The 21223-nt window shown below is 64.1% G+C and carries 22 protein-coding genes and 3 pseudogenes; 9 read left to right on the top strand and 16 right to left on the bottom strand.

The genetic code is table 11. The annotated features are described in order from the left end of the window. The first annotated feature begins 2 nt into the window (after nucleotides 1-2). Nucleotides 3-323, top strand: a complete 321-nt coding sequence (locus IBX18_RS43605) for an RNaseH domain-containing protein (protein ID WP_373889280.1) — start codon at nucleotides 3-5, stop codon at nucleotides 321-323. Between the two features lie 174 nt (nucleotides 324-497). Continuing rightward, on the top strand, nucleotides 498-1847 hold the full coding sequence (locus tag IBX18_RS41570; protein WP_194838911.1) for a hypothetical protein: 1350 nt from the start codon (nucleotides 498-500) through the stop codon (nucleotides 1845-1847). Nucleotides 1848-2892: 1045 nt separating this feature from the next. Here the strand turns inward: IBX18_RS41570 and IBX18_RS41565 are convergent. From IBX18_RS41565 to IBX18_RS41555, 3 genes are all read right to left on the bottom strand, one after another. Continuing rightward, nucleotides 2893-3309 (bottom strand): hypothetical protein, encoded by a 417-nt coding sequence (locus IBX18_RS41565; protein WP_194838910.1) that lies wholly within the window; start codon nucleotides 3307-3309, stop codon nucleotides 2893-2895. 40 nt (nucleotides 3310-3349) lie between these two features. Next, on the bottom strand, nucleotides 3350-3577 hold the full coding sequence (locus tag IBX18_RS41560) for a hypothetical protein (RefSeq protein ID WP_194838909.1): 228 nt from the start codon (nucleotides 3575-3577) through the stop codon (nucleotides 3350-3352). A gap of 235 nt (nucleotides 3578-3812) precedes the next feature. Further along, on the bottom strand, nucleotides 3813-4748 hold the full coding sequence (locus IBX18_RS41555) for a phosphotransferase family protein (protein WP_194838908.1): 936 nt from the start codon (nucleotides 4746-4748) through the stop codon (nucleotides 3813-3815). Between IBX18_RS41555 and IBX18_RS42730 the strand changes: the two genes are divergently transcribed. The 4 genes from IBX18_RS42730 to IBX18_RS41540 all read left to right on the top strand — a co-directional run bounded on the left by IBX18_RS42730 (nucleotide 4698) and on the right by IBX18_RS41540 (nucleotide 8945). Continuing rightward, nucleotides 4698-5276, top strand: coding sequence for a TnsA-like heteromeric transposase endonuclease subunit (locus IBX18_RS42730; protein ID WP_228542606.1), 579 nt, complete (start codon nucleotides 4698-4700; stop codon nucleotides 5274-5276). The two genes, IBX18_RS41555 and IBX18_RS42730, sit on opposite strands and share 51 nt — an antisense overlap. A gap of 2 nt (nucleotides 5277-5278) precedes the next feature. After that, nucleotides 5279-5608: a hypothetical protein gene (locus tag IBX18_RS42725; protein WP_228542605.1), complete on the top strand. Its 330-nt coding sequence runs from the start codon at nucleotides 5279-5281 to the stop codon at nucleotides 5606-5608. 46 nt (nucleotides 5609-5654) lie between these two features. Then, the gene (locus IBX18_RS41545) at nucleotides 5655-7406 is read left to right on the top strand and encodes a transposase (RefSeq protein WP_228542604.1); all 1752 of its coding nucleotides are present in this window, start codon (nucleotides 5655-5657) and stop codon (nucleotides 7404-7406) included. Between the two features lie 327 nt (nucleotides 7407-7733). Continuing rightward, a complete protein-coding gene (locus tag IBX18_RS41540) occupies nucleotides 7734-8945 on the top strand; it encodes a UDP-N-acetylglucosamine--N-acetylmuramyl-(pentapeptide) pyrophosphoryl-undecaprenol N-acetylglucosamine transferase (protein WP_306796643.1) in 1212 nt (403 codons plus the stop codon). Here IBX18_RS41540 and IBX18_RS42980 read toward each other — a convergent pair. Together IBX18_RS42980 and IBX18_RS41535 are read right to left on the bottom strand one after the other, a co-directional pair. Continuing rightward, nucleotides 8897-9235: a hypothetical protein gene (locus IBX18_RS42980; protein ID WP_255528305.1), complete on the bottom strand. Its 339-nt coding sequence runs from the start codon at nucleotides 9233-9235 to the stop codon at nucleotides 8897-8899. The two genes, IBX18_RS41540 and IBX18_RS42980, sit on opposite strands and share 49 nt — an antisense overlap. Nucleotides 9236-9262: 27 nt before the next feature. After that, a pseudogene (locus IBX18_RS41535) lies at nucleotides 9263-10119 on the bottom strand (DegT/DnrJ/EryC1/StrS family aminotransferase); the annotation flags it as partial. Nucleotides 10120-10303: 184 nt separating this feature from the next. Between IBX18_RS41535 and IBX18_RS41530 the strand changes: the two are divergent. Next, a complete protein-coding gene (locus tag IBX18_RS41530; RefSeq protein ID WP_194838906.1) occupies nucleotides 10304-10570 on the top strand; it encodes a hypothetical protein in 267 nt (88 codons plus the stop codon). Nucleotides 10571-10572: 2 nt separating this feature from the next. Beyond that, nucleotides 10573-10941, top strand: coding sequence for a hypothetical protein (locus tag IBX18_RS41525; RefSeq protein WP_194838905.1), 369 nt, complete (start codon nucleotides 10573-10575; stop codon nucleotides 10939-10941). Nucleotides 10942-10984: 43 nt separating this feature from the next. Here IBX18_RS41525 and IBX18_RS41520 read toward each other — a convergent pair whose 3' ends face one another. The 9 genes and pseudogenes from IBX18_RS41520 to IBX18_RS41490 form a co-directional block, all read right to left on the bottom strand. Then, nucleotides 10985-11287: a hypothetical protein gene (locus IBX18_RS41520; protein ID WP_194838904.1), complete on the bottom strand. Its 303-nt coding sequence runs from the start codon at nucleotides 11285-11287 to the stop codon at nucleotides 10985-10987. A gap of 43 nt (nucleotides 11288-11330) precedes the next feature. After that, the gene (locus IBX18_RS41515; protein ID WP_194838903.1) at nucleotides 11331-14585 is read right to left on the bottom strand and encodes a GNAT family N-acetyltransferase; all 3255 of its coding nucleotides are present in this window, start codon (nucleotides 14583-14585) and stop codon (nucleotides 11331-11333) included. A 130-nt stretch (nucleotides 14586-14715) separates the two neighbouring features. Continuing rightward, the gene (locus tag IBX18_RS41510) at nucleotides 14716-15348 is read right to left on the bottom strand and encodes a GNAT family N-acetyltransferase (RefSeq protein WP_228542603.1); all 633 of its coding nucleotides are present in this window, start codon (nucleotides 15346-15348) and stop codon (nucleotides 14716-14718) included. A gap of 166 nt (nucleotides 15349-15514) precedes the next feature. Continuing rightward, the gene (locus IBX18_RS41505) at nucleotides 15515-15673 is read right to left on the bottom strand and encodes a hypothetical protein (protein WP_194838902.1); all 159 of its coding nucleotides are present in this window, start codon (nucleotides 15671-15673) and stop codon (nucleotides 15515-15517) included. A gap of 188 nt (nucleotides 15674-15861) precedes the next feature. Next, a complete protein-coding gene (locus IBX18_RS41500) occupies nucleotides 15862-16107 on the bottom strand; it encodes a hypothetical protein (RefSeq protein WP_194838901.1) in 246 nt (81 codons plus the stop codon). Nucleotides 16108-16207: 100 nt separating this feature from the next. Further along, on the bottom strand, nucleotides 16208-16462 hold the full coding sequence (locus tag IBX18_RS43600) for a hypothetical protein (RefSeq protein ID WP_373889282.1): 255 nt from the start codon (nucleotides 16460-16462) through the stop codon (nucleotides 16208-16210). A 127-nt stretch (nucleotides 16463-16589) separates the two neighbouring features. Further along, nucleotides 16590-16664, bottom strand: a pseudogene (locus tag IBX18_RS43595) (hypothetical protein); the annotation flags it as partial. Nucleotides 16665-16696: 32 nt separating this feature from the next. Next, nucleotides 16697-17122, bottom strand: a pseudogene (locus IBX18_RS42720) (asparaginase domain-containing protein); the annotation flags it as partial. 4 nt (nucleotides 17123-17126) lie between these two features. Beyond that, a complete protein-coding gene (locus IBX18_RS41490) occupies nucleotides 17127-18563 on the bottom strand; it encodes a hypothetical protein (protein ID WP_194838900.1) in 1437 nt (478 codons plus the stop codon). 417 nt (nucleotides 18564-18980) lie between these two features. On the opposite strand from IBX18_RS41490, the gene IBX18_RS41485 reads away from it, so the two are divergent. Further along, on the top strand, nucleotides 18981-19436 hold the full coding sequence (locus IBX18_RS41485) for an asparagine synthase-related protein (RefSeq protein WP_194838913.1): 456 nt from the start codon (nucleotides 18981-18983) through the stop codon (nucleotides 19434-19436). A gap of 91 nt (nucleotides 19437-19527) precedes the next feature. Here IBX18_RS41485 and IBX18_RS43590 read toward each other — a convergent pair whose 3' ends face one another. Next, on the bottom strand, nucleotides 19528-19791 hold the full coding sequence (locus IBX18_RS43590) for a GFA family protein (RefSeq protein ID WP_373889281.1): 264 nt from the start codon (nucleotides 19789-19791) through the stop codon (nucleotides 19528-19530). A 211-nt stretch (nucleotides 19792-20002) separates the two neighbouring features. Then, nucleotides 20003-20467, bottom strand: coding sequence for an NUDIX domain-containing protein (locus tag IBX18_RS41475; RefSeq protein WP_194838899.1), 465 nt, complete (start codon nucleotides 20465-20467; stop codon nucleotides 20003-20005). Nucleotides 20468-21223 lie beyond the last annotated feature (756 nt).

Genomic DNA, 21223 nt, shown 5'->3' with positions numbered 1-21223 from the left:
GGCTGCTCGCCCAGCCTTCCCGGGTACACCGATCCGGAGCCGCGGGCCGAGCGGGAACCGATCACACACGCTGGACCCTCCCAGCGCACCGCGAGCGCTGGATGCCGGACGACTGGCACGCATTGACTGGGACTGAAATCTCGATACCACGTCCCGGAGGATGGGACACTGACCAACTCGCCGCACTCGCCGCACGCCTTTGCCAGCAAACCGTCTCCTGGGACGACCGGACCCGATTGCCCACACCACTGCACCTGGCAAAGTGCGCCGACGACGACCATCCACGCCATCAGCCCGAAGGTGTCGTTGTCGCAGAGGAGTAGATCAGTCAACCTAGGGCTGGGCAACCCGGTCCTCGGTCTTCCTATCCGATCGCAACTTTGACCACCTTTAGTGAATCGCAGCGGCCCCGGACTGCGTGCATCAAGGCGTATGATCCCCGAATAGCCTTGGAACACAGTAACTGTCGCTATTCCGGTGAGTGAGGTGACTGTCTGGTGGACTCGATCGAGTCATTAGGACGAAAGCATTGGCTTGACGACTGGATGGAGGAGTTCGAAGTTCACGACGAGAAGACGGTCCGGCGCCGGCTGAAAAGCGCCCGTGCCCGTCAAGCTCTGCACGAACGGGCTATGGCTGATCTTCAAGAGGGACGTCGCAAGCAAATGCGGAACACGGCCGCGATGCAGGGGTTCGAGTCATTCGAGTACGTTGTAGATGCTCCACTGGTAGGCACGGTCTCGGCTGGCCCCGGTATCGAGATCGAGAGCCTCGGAACGTGCGACCATTTCAAATGTCGAACGGAGAACTTGAACTTAAATATCGGGCCTCTGCTGCAATATTACGACAATATTCTCGTGCAGGGCCCATCGTCCAGGAGATACGAGTCGATTGTCGAGGATCTCGAAAGGTCAAATCGGGACGGATATAAGTTCATGATCGTCGAAGACATTCTGACTATGGAATATCTTCGCAAAACCCATATCGCCGATCATCTCATCTACACGCATAAGCCTGATGGGGAAAGCTGCTGTGACGATCACTTTCGTCAGTATGCCGCGAATGCCGGGTTGAGCGATCTTGCCGACGGTGACATATTGCAAGATATGGCGAAGGAATTAGCGCGATCGGGCGGCATCGAAATCGAGGAAGGGTGCAAGCATCAGTGGTACGGAAGGCTGAGAGATCCACTGTTCAACGGTGCTATGGGGCTCAAATACGAGGTCAAACCAAGCCGAATTGAAGTCGCCGAGGATATTCTCCGGAGAGATTTTACATCGCTTATCTTCGATTCGCTGACCGCAAAGTGGAATGGGGTTCCTCTGGCGTCGCTTGCTGCGCCCGAGCCTAAAACCGACCAGAATGGTCGTGATTTGTCGGTTGACAGCGTGGCGACGAGTTTGTCGCTCCCCATACTCAACAAGCTCACAGCTTCGCAGATTGTCGCGCTTCGCAGAAGTGATCCTGAGTCGTTCGAGATATTTCGATCAGCGCTGAGAACGGCCATTGTGGACACAATTGAAGAACACCCCGACGCGCCGAGGGATGCTGTCGAAAAACTCGTATGGTCCGAGCATATGAAGCCAGCATTGGCGCGCCTGGAGAAAAGCCTCAAAGCGAATAGTTCGGCGACCATGGTCAAAACTGGCGGCGGCCTCACCCTGGGAGTGGCTGCTACCACGATCGCATCAATAGCTTCCACCCCGTGGGCAGCTGCTATTCTGGGAACCGCAGCGGCCGCCACGCTGCCGTGGACCCATATCGCTGAGTATATCAAGGATCGTAAGCAAGCTCAGATGTCCGATATGTTCTTCCTGTGGAAGGCTCAACGAAAGTTCTCACACTGATAAGCTACTACTCGATTTAGCCTCGATCCCTTCAGCGTCCGGATCCTTCGCGTCAATGTTGAATCCCTCGAGTATTCTTCTGGCTTGTCCCGAACGCATCGATCCGCTGAGCATATGTGCTCTTCTATGTGCTTCGGTTCGATACGCTTCACGCCACTCCTGTTCGGCAAGGAGTTCTGCATCGCTGGAGTTTAAATCTCCGCAGCGCTTTGCTTCCGCGCGGACCATTGCAACAAGTTGGAGAACGTCAGATTCTTGCTGCGGTTGCACGCGACTGTACAGCCATTTCTGTATCTGCGTCGGTGACCGCCGCAACTTCGCTGCGATTACCCGATTCGATGGCTGCCTCGCAAGCGTGTTGTCTCGGTACCGTGCAAGCTGATGCATTCGTTGGCCACCCTCCTAGCGCTGTCGTGTTCGCTCAACCTCGGGTTTTGTGCGGGATGCCTCGCTAAGGCCAGCGGCAAGTCCATACCGGCGTCGATCTTGGTTGGTGCGGGAGCTACAGCAACCACGCTGACGGTCTACTTTGCCGGTGTTGCGGCATATCACCAGTGAGGCCGGGCTTCAGGCCCTAGGTCGTCATCGCCGGGCGCATAGTAGGTTCCGCGAGCCCAGGAACTGGAGGGACAGATGGCGTATTCAGGGAGTTTGAATACGCCTACCTTCCCAGTTGTCGCCCGCTGATGCCGGCTTGTGGTCGATCCGGTGAACCGCAGGCATCCGGGTTCGCATGGCACGTCTTGGATCTCGACGAACAACGGCGGCCCGGTGTCCTCGATGAACCGAGTCCACAGCGCCCCGTATTCGTCGGGATGCGCCCACCCGGGATGCCCGCGCGGATCGGGGTCAGCATTCGCCGAATACGCTCCCGAGTCCCCGGCATACGGGACCCGGATCGCTTTGACCGGGAACTTCTCGCCGCGAGAGCGGTACTGGGCCAGTCTTTTTCGCCGACACGAACACCGGCACCGGAGACGCGGTCATCAGACTGGGTTGACCGATCCCCAGAAAGAACAGCAACCGGCGGGCCGAGTCGAGATGATCAGCGCTGATGGTCCAAGGCGTGAGTGGTCCCCACGCGGTGTCGCACCGTTCGATCGATGCGGTGGCCGTGGACAGCAGCAGGCGACGCGGGCAGGGCGTCGGCGACTCCCGCGGGAGCGTGCCGATCCGGGCCGGTAGGCCGAGACCGGCGATGGTGAGTTCGCCGCCAATCGTTTGCCACGTTCGATGCGTGCTGACGCGAGACCTGCGCTCCGCAGCGCGCCAGCACTGAGCGCACGTCGTCGGTCTTGGGGTCTCCGAACAGCTCGCACGCGAGCTGCATCATGTCCTTCTTTGTCGAGCAGCCTTCGAGGGCTGTTCGGAGCATGACATCGTCGGGCACCTCCTCCAACGGGTCGAAACCTTCGGAAAGCAGTGCCACTGCGCCTTCACTGCCAGGCGTGTCGTAGGACACGTCGCTTCAATGGTCATATTGATGTCTCCATCCGGCCCGTTCACGCCGCTGCGGCGAGTGGATGGGGCTCGCCGGTCAAGGTGGCCAGCGCCAACGCGACTTCCTCGAGGCTGGCCCGGGTGTAGATGACGGTCGATCCCTCGGATTTCCCTTCGGCGTGCCCGGCGTAGGCGCGGGCCACGGCGAAGCCGAAGTTGCGTTCCACCCACTTCAGGGTTGTGTGCCGCAGCCAGCGGGTGCTGATCTGCTGGTTTTCGACCCACGGCAATTCGAGCCCGATTCGGGTTCACAGTCCGTCGTAGCGGCGGCGGGTGATCGGCTTGCCGGTGCGGTAGCGCAGCAGTTGTTCACCGGGTTGCACGCCACGCTCCTTGGCGTGATGCATGTAGGTTCTCATGCTAGCTGACACTTTCTCATTGGTTCGGCATCGATATGGCGCAGGCGCCATATCGATGAGAACGCGTCGCCAGCCGAAGGTTTCGCGAGTTGATCAGGTCGCCTCGTCAGGTCAGGTGCCGTATGTCGTCGGCTATGCCAGGCAGCGGCGATCTGTTGTCGATCGAGGCGAACCAGTCCCACAGCTCGAGTGCGTGGTAGAGGGTGTAAAGCTTCAGCCTTTCGCGCCAGTCGTCGGGAAGCGGACCGTATCCGTCCAAGAGCCCGGCGAGTTTGTTCTGGTCGCGTCGGACGGAGTAGTAGGCGGTCTTGGCGATATCCATCAGAGGGTCTGCGGCGATGGCGTTTTCGACGTCGATGAACCCAGTGAATGCCCAGCCGCCGTGTCGGCGGTCGACGAGGGCGTTGCCCTCGTGGAAGTTGTTGTGGCACAGCACAGGGGCTCCACATCGGGCGAACAGTTCACCACGTTCGGCCGCGTGTCGGCTAATCGCATCGTGCAGCGTCGGATCGCCACCGAGTTCGCGGAACTCGCGCAGCTTCTTGTTGAACTGGCGGGTCATGTACGCGGTGTTGTCGGGTTCGGGCTCGACTATGCCGGTGACGAGGTAACCGTAGGAGCTTTGCCGGATACGGTGTATTGCGGACAGGCTTGCGCCTATCCGCTGGTAGATCTGGAAGCTGTCGGCATTGTCGAGCTGGCTGATGACTTGCGAAAGTGGTTGGCCGGGAATGAGTGTCATGACGGTGTAGGCGAATCCGTATGGGCAAGGATCTGGTTCGGCGTGCAGGATCCTAGGGACCGGACCGACACCGTGACCGTTGAGCACGTTGTAGACGTGCACTTCCTTGGCCGGTTTCCAACGCCATTGTTCGTCGTAGATCTTCAGGATTACGGCGGTGGCCGGTCGGGCGCATCGCACCTCGTAGACGGCGCTCAACTGCCCGCCCGTCCTGGTGGTAATCGTGTCGATCACCACGTCGGGCCACACATGGCCGAGCAGCTGGCCCGCCAGGTCGGCGTCGAGATATCGATCGGTCATTCGCTTCACTGTAGGCACAGCGTCCGTCGTGATCGATCGAATTTCAACGCCTTGGAATCGACATGGCGCATGCGGCAGATCGGTGAGAATTCCGTGCGGCGTGTCGGCCGATTGCTCTTGCTTGATAGCGGGAGTGTGGTCGTCATGAATGAAACATGTTATATACTAACCGGTTTCGGTGCTTTGCGGTCTGATGATGTGCTGGTTCGGTACCGGAATTCTGATGGCCGTTTCGTGGACACGACGTTGGCTCGGTTACCGGTCGAGGACGTGCTGGCTGGTCTGCCGGTGCGCGAGTTCCGTTCGTACAAGGAGCGTCGGCACTATTCGGGGTGGTATTGGTCATCGACGACCGGGAATCATCTGGTGCACGAGAGCCGACTGGAATTGGCGAGACTGCTTGTAGCGGACAGGGATTCGACCGTTGTTGCGATCGCGGCCCAGCCGTTTCTGCTGGATGGTTCCGATGGCGGGCGGGTCCGGCGGCACGTGCCGGATCTGTTGTTGGCCCGTGCTGGGGTGGGGTGACGGTGGTCGATGTGAAGGCGCCCTCACGTCTGGCTGATCCGAAGGTGGCCGCGCAGGTCGAGTGGACCGAAAGAGTCTGCGATTTGCTAGGTTTCGGGTTCGAGGTATGGACCGGAATAGACACCGTCGAGCTGGAGAACCTGCGATTCCTGGCTGGATATCGCCGTGAGTCGACGGTGTGCCAGCAGTTGGTTGCGCCGGTGCTGGAATCGGCGGCCGAGCCGGTCAGCCTTGCGGTGTTGGAGCACCGGTTGGCGGAGCTGGCCAGTTCGTCGTTGGTGCGGCCGGTGGCACTGCATTTCTGTGGCGGTCGCAAATGCGGGCGGATCTGAGCTGCCCACTGGACAGTGACACCGTCGTGACGGCAGGAGTGGCGGCATGAACGCGCGCACAATCAGGATCGCGGTGGGGATGACGCTGCTGTTCGACGGGGAATCGGTGCGGATCGTCGAGTTCGACGGGCGCCGAGTCACCTTGCGCCACAGCGATGACCGGTTCAGCAGTGTCGCGGTGTCGGAGTTCGTCACTCGCGCCCGGGGCACTGAGGTCACCGATCCCGATGCGGACCAGGAGGCCGATCCCGGCCTGGTGCTGGCCGGGTTGTCGGTGGCCGATCGTGAGAGGGTCGCCGAGCGCGCCGGGCATGTCCGCGAGGTCCTGACCGGCTATCGGGCCGGTCACCGCGATGCCGCGGTGGAGGGTGAGCCCCGGGCCGAATACGCGCAGACGGTGGCGCTGATCGAGCGCTATCGGGCCAAGGCCGGCGAACTTGGGATCGGATTGCGCACGATCCAGCGCTGGGCTGCGGCCTACCGTGCCTGCGGGGAGACCGGGTTGGTCGACGACCGCTCCCGCAAGGGGCGTTGGACCTCGGTGGATCCGCGCTGGGACGCGGCGGTACGCGCGGAAATCGCTGAGGGCGTGGCGAAGTCGACTCCGTCACGGGCCGCGTTGTTGATGCGTGTCGGTGAGCGGATCGAACGTGAGCACGGCGCAGGTGTGGTGGCGGTGCCGTCGGCGGCGACGGCGTATCGACGGCTCGAGGCGCTGAGCAAGGGCACCGACGCGGTCAGCGGGTCGGCGAAGGGGCGGCGCTCCATTGCTGAACGCCCGCAAGGGGTTTACGGCCGGTTGCGCACGACGCGCCCGGGTGAGTACGTCGTGCTCGACACCCAGGATCTGGATGTGTTCGCGATGGAGCCGGTTACTTGCCGTTGGCTGCGCGCGCAGCTGACCGTCGCGCAGGATCTGTTCGACCGCCAGATTCTGGGGTTGAAGGTCACCGCGGTATCGACCAAATCGGTCGACGTCGCTGGCGTGCTGTTCGAGGCGGTCACCGGTCACGGTTCGGGACGCCCGGTACTGGGGCCTGCCCACGGGTTGCCCGAACGGCTGGTGTTCACCGAATGCGGGCAGCCAGCGGCCGAAGTGTGGTGCCCGCCAGAAACATTGGTGATCGATCACGGCAAAGCGTTTCTGTCGGCGCACGTGATCGGAGTCTGCTCGAGGCTGGGCATCTCCATCCAACCTGCGCAGCCGCGCAAGCCTACCGACAAGCCGACAATCGAGAGGTTCTTCCGGTCGCTGCGGGAAGGACTGATCCAGCATCTGCTCGCCTATAAGGGCCCGGATCTGCACAGCCGCGGAACGGGGTTGCAGGAGCAGGCGTTCTTGTTCCTGCACGAACTCGAAGACGTGATCCGTGACTGGATCACCACGGTCTACCATCGGTCGGCTCATGACGGTCTGGTCGTGGCGGACTGGCCGGATCTGGCGCTCTCGCCCAACGACATGTTCGCCGTCGGCCTGGCCAAGGCCGGGGTGCTGCGCATTCCCGCTGCACCGGAGTTGGTGCTGGAGTTCTTGCGCGTGGAGTGGCGCACGATCCAGCACTACGGAGTGGAGATCGACGGCCGCCGTTACAAGGCACCGCGTTCTCGGCCGAAGCTGCCCGCTACGCCAGGACTCTGGCCGCGCGCAGTAATCGGTTCAACGACCCTGTCGAGGCTTTGGCCGAGGTGCTGGGGCGCTGGAGGACGGGGAGGTGATCGACCGCCGCGAACGGCGCATGGCTGCGCGGCTCTCGGCCGAGCGCAGCGGAATCCGGGCACTCGTCGAGCTTGGTGGTGACAGCATCGCCGCGTCGTCGGCGATCGCGGCCGAGCCTGTCACCGAGATCCGCGGAGATGACGACACCGACCGCCAGGTCGTGCTGACCCGATGGCATCCAGGCCAGCTGAGCAGCCAGGCCGACTACCCGACCTGACAACTCACCGCGAGCTCGGCCCGCGGACGAATCCGCTGGGCGCGCGCCGCAGCGGCTCGAGTAACCGAATTCGGGCAGGGCGTGCCACCGTGGCCCCCGCGATGAAGCAAGTCGTCATCCTGGTTCGGCCGACACATCTGCCGTTGTGGAAGGAGGCGGGCCACCGCTTTCAGGTCCTACAATCTGGATTCGTGAACCGTGACGCGAGCGAAGTGGTTTCGGGGGGATCGACTCGGCCTGTGCGGTTGGTCGTTTCTGGTGGAGGAACCGGTGGGCACATCTATCCAGCACTGACTGCGATTCGTACCCTACGAGTTAAGCTTGCTGCGACGGACCGTCAGCTCGAGGTGCTGTGGATCGGTGCCGCGGGCAGCCTCGAGTCTCGGGTGGCTGCGGCAGAGGGTGTGCGATTCGAGTCGGTAGCAACCGGCAAGATCCGGCGGGCGGCGAATCTGCTGAAGCTGTTGAGCCGCAGCAACATCACCGATATGTGCCGGGTTCCGCTCGGTGTCGTTCAGGCATACCGCCTGCTCGTTCGGTTCGGTCCCGATGTGGTGCTCACCACGGGTGGTTACGTCGCGGTCCCGACCGGTGTCGGGAGCTGGCTGGCACGTCGTCGGCTGGTCGTTCACGAGCAGACGGTCCGTCTGGGCTTGGCGAACAGGCTGCTGTCGCGGTTGGCGAGTCGAGTTACGTTGTCCTCGGAGTCTTCGTTGTCGCTGCTTCGGGGAAAGGTGCGCCGCTCGGCTGTGGTGACCGGCAACCCCGTGCGCGCGGAACTGTTCGGCGGCGACGCCGAGGGTGCTGTGGCAGTGCTCGCGCTCCAGGGATTCGATCGCAGCCTGCCGACCGTCTATGTGACCGGCGGTGCCCAGGGCGCGGTGCAGATCAATCGCGTGGTGCGTGAGGTGCTGCCTTGGATATTGGAGCGAGCCAACATCATTCATCAATGTGGGAAGTCCTCGATCGAGGACCTGATCGAGCACGCAGCGACGCTTGCTCCTGAGCTGTCCGGCCGGTATCTGGTGACCGAGTTCGTCGGCCCGGAGCTGGCGGATGTCTTCGCCTTGGCCGACGTGGTCGTCTCCCGCAGCGGGGCGGGAACGATCGCGGAGATCACCGCCCTGGGTAAAGCGGCGGTGCTTGTTCCGCTGGCCTCGGCCGCGGGCAATGAGCAAGCCCACAACGCCGCCGCTCTGGCCGAGCGCGGCGCTGCGGTGGCGCTGCTCGGCGAAGTATCGGCGCACACATTGCAAGAAGCGCTCGTTCCGCTGCTCGCCGACGCCGAAAAGCGAACCGCTGTCGCCGACAGCGCTCACCTGTGCGGTCGTCCCGATGCCGCTGAACACCTTGCTCAACTTGTGCTTTCGGTAGCTGACGGGCGCAGCTCGTCCCGCGCCTGAAGGTGGCGTTCGGCACCGAACTCGATGAGCGCGAGGCAGTGTTGGAATGCACTGGCCGGGCGGCCGAATGGATCGGGGACGTCTTGGTTGCCGAGGTAGAGCGACAGCTTGGGCCGGGTTCGTCGGTCGCAGTGTCGTTGTAGCGCGGCCAGATTGGTGTGGTCCATCGCCAGAACGACGTCGGCCCATTCCAGCAGGGCCGCGTTGACCATGTGGGCGCGGTGCGGGGTGAGGTCGTAGCCGTAGGTCGCCGCGGTTGCGATCATCGCGGGGTGAAATGGCAGGGACATAATCTGACTTGCGGTGGACTCGGTGACCGGCAGCGGCCGGTACCACGCCTGGAAGGCGGGTTGGGTGTGGTTGGGCGGATAGTGCACGCCCACAACGATGTTCCTGTCGCGCATCGCCGCGAAGACCAGGTCACGGCCAGCAACTCGGACGACGCAATTGAACGGGGTGCTGTGGTCGATGTCCACATCCACTAGGCGAACTCCGTCGAGGCCGGCGAGCTCGCGCGCGTAGCGGCGCCACAGTGCCTTTCGCTTGTCCTGCACTGCCGGGAAGTGCGCGAGTTGCACACGGCCGACGGCGGCGTGAACGGCTGAGAGGTGGTAGCGCCACCCAGGTATGCCGACCTGGTAGTCGGTCGTGCGGATACGCGCGGCTTGGGATTGGGTTACCCCTAGGAGTCGCATTGTGCGCGCGCGGCTTCTGTCGGGTGTCGCGGGATCAGTGCGCCGCCTTCGATGCAGGTGAGGTTTTTGATCGGCCCGAAGGAGAAGCAGGTCAGCGCCGCGCCGGTTGACCCGACGAGCTCGGAGCCGAGGCGGGAGCCGAAGGCATGTGCAGCATCCTCGATCACGGTGATGCCCCGGTCGGTGAGTTCGTCGTGCACGTCGCGGAGATCGACGGCGCGACCTCCGTAGAGGACCGGCAGCACGGCGCGTGTTCTCGGGGTGAGCGCTTTCCGGATTGTGGCGCAGAACGTTTGGGATGGCACGACGACTTCGTCATCGGGGCCGATTCCGGCCAGCAGCAGGCTCAGGTGCAGCGCGGCTGTGCCGGAGTTCACGGTGACGACGTCGGGGACGCCGAGGAAGGCAGCGAGTTCGGCTTCGAAGTACTCGGTTTCGGTGTTGTGCCCGTACTGCCCAGCCTGTACGGCCGCGGCCATCGCGTCGAACTCCGGTCCTGCAGGAAGGGGGCTGCGTTGCGGCTCGAGGGTTCGCCGGTAGTCATCGAATACTCCGTCCGTTACGTCCGGGAGCAGCCGAGACAGCGCTCGGCTGCTGTTCACCGATATCGAGAGTGGTAACGCACTTGGTCAGGCGAACCCCGGCGCGATAGGCCAAGCGTTCGTGCGCGACAGGCTGTCCCCACAGCCCGGCCAACCCTTGGCCGACCAGATCGGCGCCAGCTGCCTCGGCGGGCCGGAATCCTCCCGCGACACGGGCATTCATTTCGGTGACCAAGACCCGTTCATCGAACTCGCGCCCAGCGGCATCGGCACCGCCGAGGAGCCGGCGCGGTGGCGACTCGAACGTGTCGTGCGCGCCTGCGCGGTCGCGTCGCGGGAGGAGGGCGAGTTCGTTCGTCGGCTCCGCCGGGAGAAGCTGCGGCGCTGATCATGCTCCAAACACACCAACAGTCCACGGCGGCCTCCTACCACCTGGTGCTCGCGCAGCTCACCCGCGCGGCCCGCGCTGTGCGCGACGCACACACCGCGATGGATGAATTGCATCGTGCGACGGAACTCGATCGTGTGATGCGTTCAGAGCTGGTCGCGGTTCACTCCCGATACACGTCCTCTCCGGTCGACCACGACCGGCAGATGTCGGCCCGGATGCAACGCGTTATCGAGGGCGCCATCGAGTTCGGTCCTGTCTCCTCCGTCGACTCGAGCTACCCGTCGCCGGTCACCCCGCAGGACGACCGGCCAGACCACGATCATGAGCTTGGGCTCGACCAATCCGAGGATTACGGACAGCAGCGGTAGTCGTCGGAACGCTGGGGCCGACCGTCGACCGTGAAGCTGGACCTCACTCGGCAGTGATCCATTCGAGCTCGTGAATTATGCCGTTATCGAGCAAGTAGCGGTCCATCTCGAGGTCGAAGATCGTCTGCGGATCGTTCCGAGCTACGCGGTACTCGCGTGCCTGCACGCGTCCGTCGTCGAGAGTCCGAACATTGGTGTAGCGGCGGACCCCCACCGGTGTTTCGAACTCCTGATACATCCTCCACCCGGCCTCGGCGGTTTCGCCCCTGACCTCGGCTGCCCCGAGCTCGAACAGACGCTGCTTCTCACCCGGTTCCAGGTCGGAGAACGGGTCGGTGTCGTCCATGGCGGTTCCTTCGATCGAATGTCCACTTTGGCAGTCGCCGGTTTCACAGCAGGCGGCTCATGATGATCACGTCCCAGAGTTCGCCGTTGCCCCTTCGGCAGTGGGCGCGCAGTATTCCTTCGGTGTCGAATCCGGCGCGTTGGTAGAGCCCGATCGCGGGCAGGTTGTGCGGCCATACGCGGAGTGTGACCTTGTGAGCGTGGTGGCTTGCGCACCAGTCGATGAGGTGAGTGAGCAGAGCGGTGCCGATGCCGTGGCCGCGGCGGTCGGCGGCGATCATCATGGTGATCTCGGCGACCCCCGGGAGAGCGAAGCTCGTGGTGGCTAAGGCCACGACCCCGGCGCGGGGGTGGTCGCCGACGAACACCCCCGCGTCGTCAGCGTGGACGAGGTTGTGCAACGAATCAGCCGCCTGATTCTCGTCCACGGGTGGTTCCGCACCGATCCAGGTTCGCTCCTCGGCCACGGCCACGCGTAACCGCACTGCGGCCGGAATGTCCTCAGGCCGGGCCTGACGGATCACAATCTCGGTGCGGGCTTTGCTGCGGGCTGGGGCAGATGGCAGCAGCAGGCCGGCGATGACGTGCTGGCCGATCAGGGTGGCCTCGAGGTTCCGCAGGATCAGTTCGTCGCCGATGGCGGACAGGTGGATTCCGTCCGCAAGCCAAGGGCTGCGTTGCCTGTTGTGGTTGCCGGGTTGTTCGCAGAGCAGGGCGGCGGTGGTAACGAAGGCGCCCCAGCAGTCGACGGACAGTGCTCCGGCGTCGCGGGCGACGGTCCGGGCTACGCGGTTGTAGGCGATCAGGTCGCGATTGATGGCCTCCGCACTCAGGCTGATGGTGGGGCCGACGGGAGGTGCGGCCAGCAGGACAACTCGCCGGGACCGCGAGGCCAAGTGGTCAAGGATGGCCCGAAGGTTGCGGGTGAACTCCTCGATATCGACGGCCTCGCAGTTTCGGCCTTGGGCCCGGCGCAGGACATCGTTGGTGCCGCACTCCACCAACGCCAGGTCCTGGTCGAGGTCGGCGTGTTCGAGGCTGGCGAGCAGGTCACGGCTGGTGGCGCCGCCCCGGCCGTGGTTGTGGATGGTGAAGGCGACGTCGGGCAGCAGTGCCGCCAGGCTGGTTTCGAGTCGATGCACGAATCCGCCGTTACCACGACCGTCCACGGTCACGTAGTCACCGATCTCCGGAATATCGGCGGGGTCGGTCAACCGCGACGACACGGCGACCGCGTGTTCGGTGTGGCTGGTGCCCCAACACCGCACGACCACCGCCCGGCTGGCCGGAGTGGCCCGATGGTCGGGTTCGGCGACGGCGGTGTCCGCAGGTTCGGTGGTCAGCGGCAACCCGGCAGCGGCCGGGATCCGGGCGGTGTCGGTGGTGATGTCTGCGTGAATGGAGGCGACGATGTCTTCGAGACTCGAGGTGGCGTCGAGACGGGTCTCGTCGACGAATCCGAGCGGATCCCAGCCCTGGTACCAGTGACGCATATCGTCACGGCCGAACTCGGCGGCCTTGGCCCGGCGGGAATGCCGTTGCAAGCTCTGCTCAAAGGTCAGGTCGAACGCGTAGAAACACGCACGTTCGGCGTGGCAGGCGAGTTGTTGCAGCATCGGGCCGTAGCGGCGGGCCGTGAGAATGCCCTCCACCACCACCGTCAGCCCGCGCGCCAGACCGAGGGTGGCGATATCGCGGATGAGGTCGACATTGACGCCATCAGGTATCTCGGATTCGCGAAGGAACTGTCTGCGCACGACATCCTGCGGAACCACCAAACACTGCGCCCGATCGAACCGGTGCTGCACCTCGCGGGCCACCGTCGTCTTCCCAGACCCGGAGCCGCCGCGGATCACCACGAGCCGCCCGGACCTGCGCACCCCGTCACGGCGATCGGACATCACAGCGGGTACCGAGGACCCGAAATCGGTGTCTGTGTTGCTGGTGAGAGTGGCCCGGATGCTCTCGGCCAGCGCCGCGAACTCCTCCCGGGTGTAACCGAGGATGCCGTTGTCCGCCGCCACCGCACGGAATTGCTGCTCGTGGTAGGGCACTCCGGGCGGGAGCGGGGCGATGTGCCAGTGGACGTGGGCGTTGCCTTGTGCCGAACCCATCGACATCAGGTACACCCGTTCGGGATCCACGGTGGCGGCGACTGCGCGAGCGACGGTGTGGACGGCCGATTGCAGGCGCAGGTATTCCAGCGAGGTCAGCTCGCCCACGACGTCGGTGACGTGGCGGCGCGGCACGACCAGCACGGAGCCGGGCAGCGTCGGGTACTTGTTGAGGAACCCGACATGATCACCGTCGTCATACACGGTGTCATGCTCGAAACCCGGTGTACCGGCGAGGAACTCGCACACAGAGCATGAGCCGTTCCGGACCCGCTGCTCATAATCGGGGATGTCGAATGGAATGCGGCACCGCCGCATCTCCGCGACCGCGCCAACGGACTGGTCGGGTTTGGTGGCGATCAAATGGAAGAACCGCGCGGAATCGGCATACGGCCGCCGATCAGCCAGAGTGTTCTCCAGCCGCAGTAGCCGGGCGAAGAACTCAAGGTCGTGTTTCATGTCGTCGTCGGCGATCAGGTCGCACACCGCCCGGACGCCGTAGCGCACCGGCGGATTCATCCCCGCCGCAACGATATCGGCGATCAGGTCGTCGGCTGTGCGGGAGCTGTATTCGCGGCCGTAGGTGACCGAGACACGCTCGGTGGTGTCCAACAGCCGCAACGCGGCGTCGAGGTCGGCGCGGCGCACAGCGGCCACCAACGGGTCACACAGCGGATTCGGCGCCAGCACTGATAACCAGCCGCCCGGACCGATCAGCTGCGCCAATGTCGCAAGCACGGGTCCGGGCTTGTCGAGGTACTGAATCACGTTGTGACACAGCACGACGTCGACACTGCCGGGAGCAAACTCGCGGTCGAGGGAACCGACATCGGACAGACGGGTGCTGATTCGGTCGGCGACACCGCGGTCTGCGGCGACCGCGCGGGCCTGGGCAAGGGACTGCTCGGAGATATCAACGATGGTGACGTGGTGGCCGCGTGCGGCCAGCTCGATGGCGTCGAGTCCATTGCCACCGCCGATATCCAGGATCGACAACGGGCTCGGCGGCAGGTGCTTGGCCAGATTCGCTGCCGCGACGGCGTACCGCAACCGGCCCCACGGACTTTCCTGCCATTGCTGGAACTCGGACAGCTTGGCATCGAACAGATCCGGCCCCGTCGGCTGATTCACGCCCTTGTACCCTTCCGGTTGCTCGGCCCGCTTCACCATGGCTTCGGTCACCATGATCGTCCATTGCTGTGGACAGACGCAGCGTCATCACGAATTTGAGGTGCGGGTCGTTAACGCGTGCCGTCATGTCATGTGGCCGCCGCAGGCGGTGATTACCCGGGAGGTGATGTGTCCACGTGGCAGGTCAGGTGGGCGCGGGCAGTGGCGAGCTCCTGTCCTTTACCCAGAACAAGGCGCGTCCCGAGTCGGCTGGTGCTCGCCGTTCCCGAGGCTCGGTCCGATCCAAACGGTAGCCAAGTCGACGTGGTACTGCCGCGCTGCGGAGGTTGGCTGCGTCGCAGCGGATTTCGACGCGGTCGATTCCCGGGAGGCTCAAGGCGATCTCGGTCAGCACTGTCGCGGAGCGGGTGATTACATCGCGCCCGACATGCGCGACGTGACACCAATAGGTGATCTCGAGTGCTGCCGGACCGATCCGATCGTGCAGGCCGATAGCGCCGAGCACAGTGCCGTTCGGATCGAAAATGCCGTAGGCGAAGTCCCCGCCTCGGGTCGGCCAACTGGTCGCCACGGCTTCGCCGTAAGCGCGCTGGTGGTCAAGCGTCGGCGGTTCGGCAAGCCAGCGCATCCAGGGGTTGAGGTGTTCGAACGAGGCCACGATCGCCTCGAACCGTGGTACGAGGTCATCCGGCTGCCATCGGCGAATTGTCATGTTGCCCAGTTCGATCCGCTGGGGCGGTGCAGTTCCTGGTGTAAGCGCCACTGGCTGTCGAGCGTTCATTCCCGATATGCTGGCCCCGCCGTTGGAGTTGAACAAGGCAATATCGTTTGAACGTCCCTATCTGTTGTCATGACATCTGTGACTCCGCGCGGATTGCGAGCGCTGCCAGCAACGGCTGTACCGCGCTAGGATCTGCGGAAATAGGCGCACCGCGCGGCTGATCTCGTGTGCGTCCCAGGCGCGGAGTACCGATTCGCCCTGATCACGCAACGCCATGGTCGACTTCCCATGGGAGGATTACGGATTGGTTCGGGCTCAGGTAGTCGTGGGCGAAGGGGATCACGTAGTCCTGGGCGGCGACGAGCTGGTGGGTGACGACGGAGCCGACAATTCCGGCGCCGCCTGTGACGAGTAGCTTCACGACAGTCGAATCCTTCTCTGTAGCAGTGCTATTCAACAGTTCCGGTCGCGACGACAGCCCTTGGAGTCGCGCCTCACCTGACCGGGATTAGTGGCGAACCAGTGGTCGATATCGGCGCCGGGGTGAGCGCCAAGAGCGTCCGGATGCCGCTTGTAGAGCCGCTGAGCCGACAAAATAGCCAGACCGGTTCAGTCGAATCGGAGAAGCGGAACGTTGAAAAGGTCTGGCTCGTTGCGCCGTGTCATGGCTGGTGTGATGACTTCGAGAAAGAGCATCTTGGTGAGGAACGGCACTTTCGCTGCGAGTAGGTGGCTGGTGTGGCCGGTCGCGGAGTGTTCCTTGAGCCCTACCGCGACGTGGACGTGCGGTAGGACGGAGTCGCTGTCCGGGTCGTAGGCGAGCGTGCCGCCTCCGAACGCTTCGACGTTGGTCAAGTGAACCCGTGTCCAGACCGGCGCTGCTGGGTCGTCGAGCCTGTCGCAGGTTCCGACGATGTCGACCTCGCTGAACCCCGCGATGTATCCCTGCCGGACGTTATGCTTTCAGCAGAAATCGGTAAGGGCGGCGGGCGAGCAGATCACGTTCGGACCCGGGGAACCCGTAGGTGTAGTGCAACGTCGACCCGGCACCGGTGCGGGATGCGAGTACCACAGGCACGGTGGTTGCCAGGGTTTCGAGCGTGGTGACGAGGCGTTCGGGTACATGCCCTGCGCCGAGCCCGGCGACTACGAGCCCGTCGATGCGCCCGTCGAGGCCGCGCAGCAGTGTGCCGTCGTAATCGAGAGTGATGGTGGCGACGGGGAGGCGTATGTCGTCTGCGGGTTTTGCCGGGTACGACGTGGCGGTGGGTGCGGCGGTTGAGCAGGCTGGGGCGGCCTTCGACGAGGTAGCCGAGCGGGCCGCCGTTCAGTGAGCGGAACGTCGCGGTGCTGGTGGTGTGGGTTTTGCGGACGCGGTGGGCGGCGTGGATGGCGTCGGCGAAGACGACCACACAGCGTTGGTTGCGAGGCCGGGGTTCGCGGCGGTCTGGATTGCGGCCAGGAGGTTGGCTGGTCCGTCAGCTCCGGCGAGGGTCGGGTTGCGCATCGCGCCGGTGACGACGATCGGCTCGGGGTGGGCATGGAGCAGGTCGAGTAGGTGGGCGGTCTCCTCGATCGTGTCGGTGCCTTGGGTCACCACGACACCGTTCACGCCGGGTAGGTGCGCGCTGATCGTACCGGCGAGCGCGGTGATGTCGGAGATCGACAGCGAGGCGCCTGGAACCTGTCGGAATGTCACCACATCCACGGCGATTCCGGTTTCTGACAGGCCGGGCACAGAAGCGATGAGTTCGTCGGCTGATAGCGCGGGGGCGACACCGCCGAAGCCGGTGGCCGACATGGCGATAGTGCTGCCAAGACCGAAAACGATGACGCGGCGCCGGTTTTCGATTGCATCGACTGGTTGCACCGAGTCAGCCTAGCGATCTCGGTGGCGCAGGTCTCCCAGAAATCGGCAGGCTTGGTCGAGCCCGGTAAGGGAGAGCAGTCGGGATCGCGGTGTGCGCAGCCCCGCGGTCCCGTAATCGCCGATGTCGGCGGCTCGTGCTGTGACCCATGCCCAATCCAGGTCCAAGTAGTCGGCGAGAGCACGCAGCCGATGCGGAGGACCGGGAGCATCGACGATGGAGTGAGTGAGTGCGTGCCCAGCCGGCGGCATCGCTGTATTCGCGAAGGGTCGGGCGGTGGTCGGTAACCTCGGCGCGGGTGTGCTCGGTGTTGGCCCACGTGGCCACGATGGCCCGGTGGCCAGGATCGAGTACGAAGCCCTCCATCGTGGTGTATTCCGGTTCGGCACAGACGATCACGGTGATCCCGGCCGACTCGATCAGCGCGACGGCCAGCAGCATCAGTATCCGCTCTGGGGCTGGCGAAGCCGCCACGCTCGCGTGGGGGATGCAGAAGACTCGGCTCGAACCGGTGAAGATCGCTGTGCGAGAAAGGTATTCGTACTTGTGGGTAAACAGTAGCCAGGTACTGGCCTCTTCGCCGCGGTGTTCACGGGTCCATCTGGCGGGTGTCTCGGTGAGCTGGTCGAGATGGCGCAGGATGTGGTGCGCGCAGTAGTTCGAGCCCGGCCACATCCGAGACACTGCGGACAGATCAGAGTCCCGCCTGCCGATCCCCAACGGACGGGGCGTCGTGTCGAGTACGTCCAGATGCTGGCCAGCGGCTACGAGCTCGGCATAATCATCTAGCAGCGCCTCGTCGAAATTGGTGATCGCCCACAAAATCGCGGTCGTGAACTCGTTGAGCTCGTAGGCCGTGGGAATCAGCACGGGCGTAGTGAGATTCGATGCAGCTGAGCGTGATCGAGCGCGTCGCGGATCAAGACCAAAGTATCGAGGACCGTTCGAAGTCTCGGTAGCCGCGATGAGCAGTCTGCGGGCCTGGGCCGGGCTAGGGAGTCTGCTCGTGTCGGCAACGACGCGCCCGGATGCCATCCTCGCAGGGGCCACGATCGCCGGTGTGCTCGTCCCGGCGAAGTAGCGGCCCGGCGGTGTATAGATCACGTGGTCATCGGTATCCGATCGTGTTGGTAGACAACTGCACTCACCTGCCGGTCTAGTCCCGGCCCTGAGCTGTGCGGGCGAGTCCATGGTGAGGCTCGGTGGTCGCGTGGCGATGATGCGGTAGAACTCGCCTCGCTGGTCGGGGGTGGAGCGGTCCAGGGTGATGTCGAGCAGCCGGGCTGTGAGGGGCCGCACCTGGATCGACTGACCACGGGCGCGCCAGGTTGTGACCGTTTTCGGATCGATGCCGAGGCGCCGGGCGAACTCGCGGATGGATTGGCGGGTGACCCGCTGCAACGTTTCGGCCTCGAACCCGGTCCATTCCCGACCCATCAGCATGATGTTGTCCTCTGTCGGAGTTCGTTCACGCCCACGCTAGACCCACAGCACTGCCATGCTGGCGCGCGCATCGCGGCCGACCCGGATCCGGTGGGGTGGTGTTCGCCGGAGAGGGCGGCGACGAACTGCTGCTCGGGCAAGTCTTCGCGGTCGCGGATCGTTTCGCGCGCGGCGATACCGCCGGGGGCCGCCGCGGAGCTGGTGACCTTCCCCGATCCGGCGGCCGTGCACCGTGTCGTGGAAGATCTCCTCGCGGGCGCCTATGAGGGCGCCACGCCCGAATCACCCGAGCACTCAACGACATTCCGCCCTGGCTCACCGACACGTACCGCCGCCAGGCCGGGCTGGTGGACCGGCTGACCGAGGGGTACCCACGTCTCGGACAACCGGGGTCGCTGGTCGAGCAGTACTCGCGCGCTGGCGGCCGAGGCCGGCGCGGCCGGCCGGGTTCATTGCGGTGGCTGGTGGGAGGACACCGCCGCCCGCTCCGGCGTCCACATCACCTACCCGTTCCTAGATCCCGATCTGGCGGCCTGGACCTGGGCTCTTCCACCAGAGTTGTTCCGTGACAACGGGTTCGAGAAAGTGGTGCTGCGCGAAGCGTTGCCGGAACTTGTGCCCGAGGTCGCCGCGCGCCGAGACAAAGCCGATGCCCGAGCCATCATGCGAGCCGGACTTACCCGCGCCTCCGACCGGATTAAGGCGGTGGCGCGCACCGGCCGCCCGCTCGTCGACCTCGGGGTGATCGACCCCGATGCACTCATCGTCGCTGTCGAAGACTACGGCTCGGGCCGACGACTCGACCACGGACCGGCACTGTGGGCGACGGTGGCCGTCGACGAATGGCTTATCGAGATAGGAGACCCAGCATGACCAGCACAACCACTCCCGCCACGGCCGACGAGTACCCTCGCGCAGTGGCGGCATGAGTCATTCCTGACGAGGACAACCGGGGAACCGTAGCTCAATCCTGCGCGCCGATAATCGGAAGCCACGGAACAGCATTGGGGCGGAAACTTTGTCGCTCGGGCATTAAGCCACTGTGATCATCGAGGCTCATCATGGTGACGCCGACGAGCGGCGCGTCAGCATCGTCCTGGGCGGCGATTGAGCTTCCGCACGTCCCGCAAAACCCTCGATGGGAATCGGGAAAGGTGTTGTACCAAACCGGTTCCCCGCCTGGGCCGGTCCATTCGAATCCTTCGCGGGGGAAGTCGACCCAGGACATCACGGGGCTACCGGACAGTTTCTGGCAATGTCCACAGCTACACAGGTGGGGAAAAGAAAGGTCGCCCGAGGCCGATACCGGATGTTGCCGCATAAACAGCCGCCAAAGTGCATGGCGCATAAGTCCTTTCACGTGATTCTTACAGGTGGGAAGATTCGTCGGCCGAACCGTAAGGGGGCGGACGGTTGGCTCGTCATCGCCCCCCGGCCGATCACCGGTGCAATAGGTCCGATTCTGGCCAGCCGTCGAGGGAGAAGCTGTTGCCGTTGGCGATTTGGTGGAGGGCGCCAGCGGTGTACGCGACCGTAGTCGCGGGTGGATTTGCAGGGTCAGTCCAGAGGAGGTGGGCGCATTTGTGCGGCTCGCGGTTCCAGGGCTCGCCGTCCCAGGTGTCGGTGACGAAGAAGAATCCGATTCGGCCCTGCTGTTCTGGGCTGCGATAGTGCACGACATGGGCACACCGCAGGTCCTGCGCAGCGATGAAGACCCCAACTTCCTCGCTCGCCTCCCGGATTGCACCTGCGATTACGGATTCTCCGTCTTCGAGGTGCCCGCTCGGTGGGCACAGTTGTCCGTCGGCATAGCCGGTGTTGGCGCGTTCCATCAGGAGAATGTGGCCGTCGGCTCGGCGGAGCAGGATGTAGACGTCGACGATGCTGAGGTATCGGTCCTTCACTGAACTCCTTTGTGCTCGGGGGGTTTCGGGCGGGACCTGGCACAGCTCGTCGCACGGTAGTCGAACATGCGATCGCATTCCGCGAGTCGCCCGACCTACGCGTGTCTTGAATGAACTTCGGCAAGTGCGGTTCGCAAATTTCGCAGTGGGTAACGTACCTTCGGCGTAGCCTCACCTTTGAGTCCCCGGACAGCCCCTTGGTCCGGGGACTTCTTATGTCTCCCAGGCTATTTCAGCGCCCGGTGCGTCCCAGGCCGTTCGTCGCGGGCCCGACTGATGCGATTCGAGCGGGCTCTCCGCTATCTGTCGTGGTCGAAGTCCTGCAAGACATGATTCAGTTGCATATCCGGCTCCACTGTGATCGGGTCTGCAACAGGGGTCGGTGACTTCGTGATCACCGCGCTGAGGGGCACCGCGTTGTCTTGCTCAAGGTTCATCCGGATTCGTCGCAGCGCGGGATCGACGTTGCGATCCTCCAGCTGGGGCCGGATGGCGCCAGTGTGCTCGGTCTGGTTCTGATCCGTGATTCCCGCGGAGCGGGCGGATTCCCGCCTAGCAGGGCGCGCTCCGGAAGCGTTCGACTATGGCCTCCTGAACGCTATGAAGGCCAGAGTTGGTGTCGGGCAAGTTGCTCGACCATCCGGCCGCCGGAACATTCGTCGAGCGCGACAAGCATCGACCACAACGCGGTGACTGAGGAGCCGGCCTCGCAGAACACGCGACCTTTGAGGCTGCCGCCGTAATCGGCAGCGAGCC

The sequence above is a fragment of the Nocardia sp. XZ_19_369 genome (assembly GCF_015355715.1).
Classification (GTDB): Bacteria; Actinomycetota; Actinomycetes; order Mycobacteriales; family Mycobacteriaceae; genus Nocardia.
Note: the sequence above shows the minus strand (reverse complement) of the source record. Positions and strands in the feature narration are given on the sequence as shown.

What these genes read in the sequence shown, in the direction of transcription:
- IBX18_RS41490 (WP_194838900.1), bottom strand. Translation starts at nt 18,563, where the DNA reads ATGCTGATGGGTCGGGAATGGACCGGGTTCGAGGCCGAAACGTTGCAG.
- IBX18_RS41520 (WP_194838904.1), bottom strand. Translation starts at nt 11,287, where the DNA reads ATGGACGACACCGACCCGTTCTCCGACCTGGAACCGGGTGAGAAGCAG.
- IBX18_RS41515 (WP_194838903.1), bottom strand. Translation starts at nt 14,585, where the DNA reads ATGGTGACCGAAGCCATGGTGAAGCGGGCCGAGCAACCGGAAGGGTAC.
- IBX18_RS42980 (WP_255528305.1), bottom strand. Translation starts at nt 9,235, where the DNA reads ATGTCCCTGCCATTTCACCCCGCGATGATCGCAACCGCGGCGACCTAC.
- IBX18_RS41555 (WP_194838908.1), bottom strand. Translation starts at nt 4,748, where the DNA reads ATGACCGATCGATATCTCGACGCCGACCTGGCGGGCCAGCTGCTCGGC.
- IBX18_RS42730 (WP_228542606.1), top strand. Translation starts at nt 4,698, where the DNA reads ATGGCCGAGCAGCTGGCCCGCCAGGTCGGCGTCGAGATATCGATCGGT.
- IBX18_RS43590 (WP_373889281.1), bottom strand. Translation starts at nt 19,791, where the DNA reads ATGTCCTGGGTCGACTTCCCCCGCGAAGGATTCGAATGGACCGGCCCA.
- IBX18_RS41525 (WP_194838905.1), top strand. Translation starts at nt 10,573, where the DNA reads ATGCTCCAAACACACCAACAGTCCACGGCGGCCTCCTACCACCTGGTG.
- IBX18_RS41545 (WP_228542604.1), top strand. Translation starts at nt 5,655, where the DNA reads ATGAACGCGCGCACAATCAGGATCGCGGTGGGGATGACGCTGCTGTTC.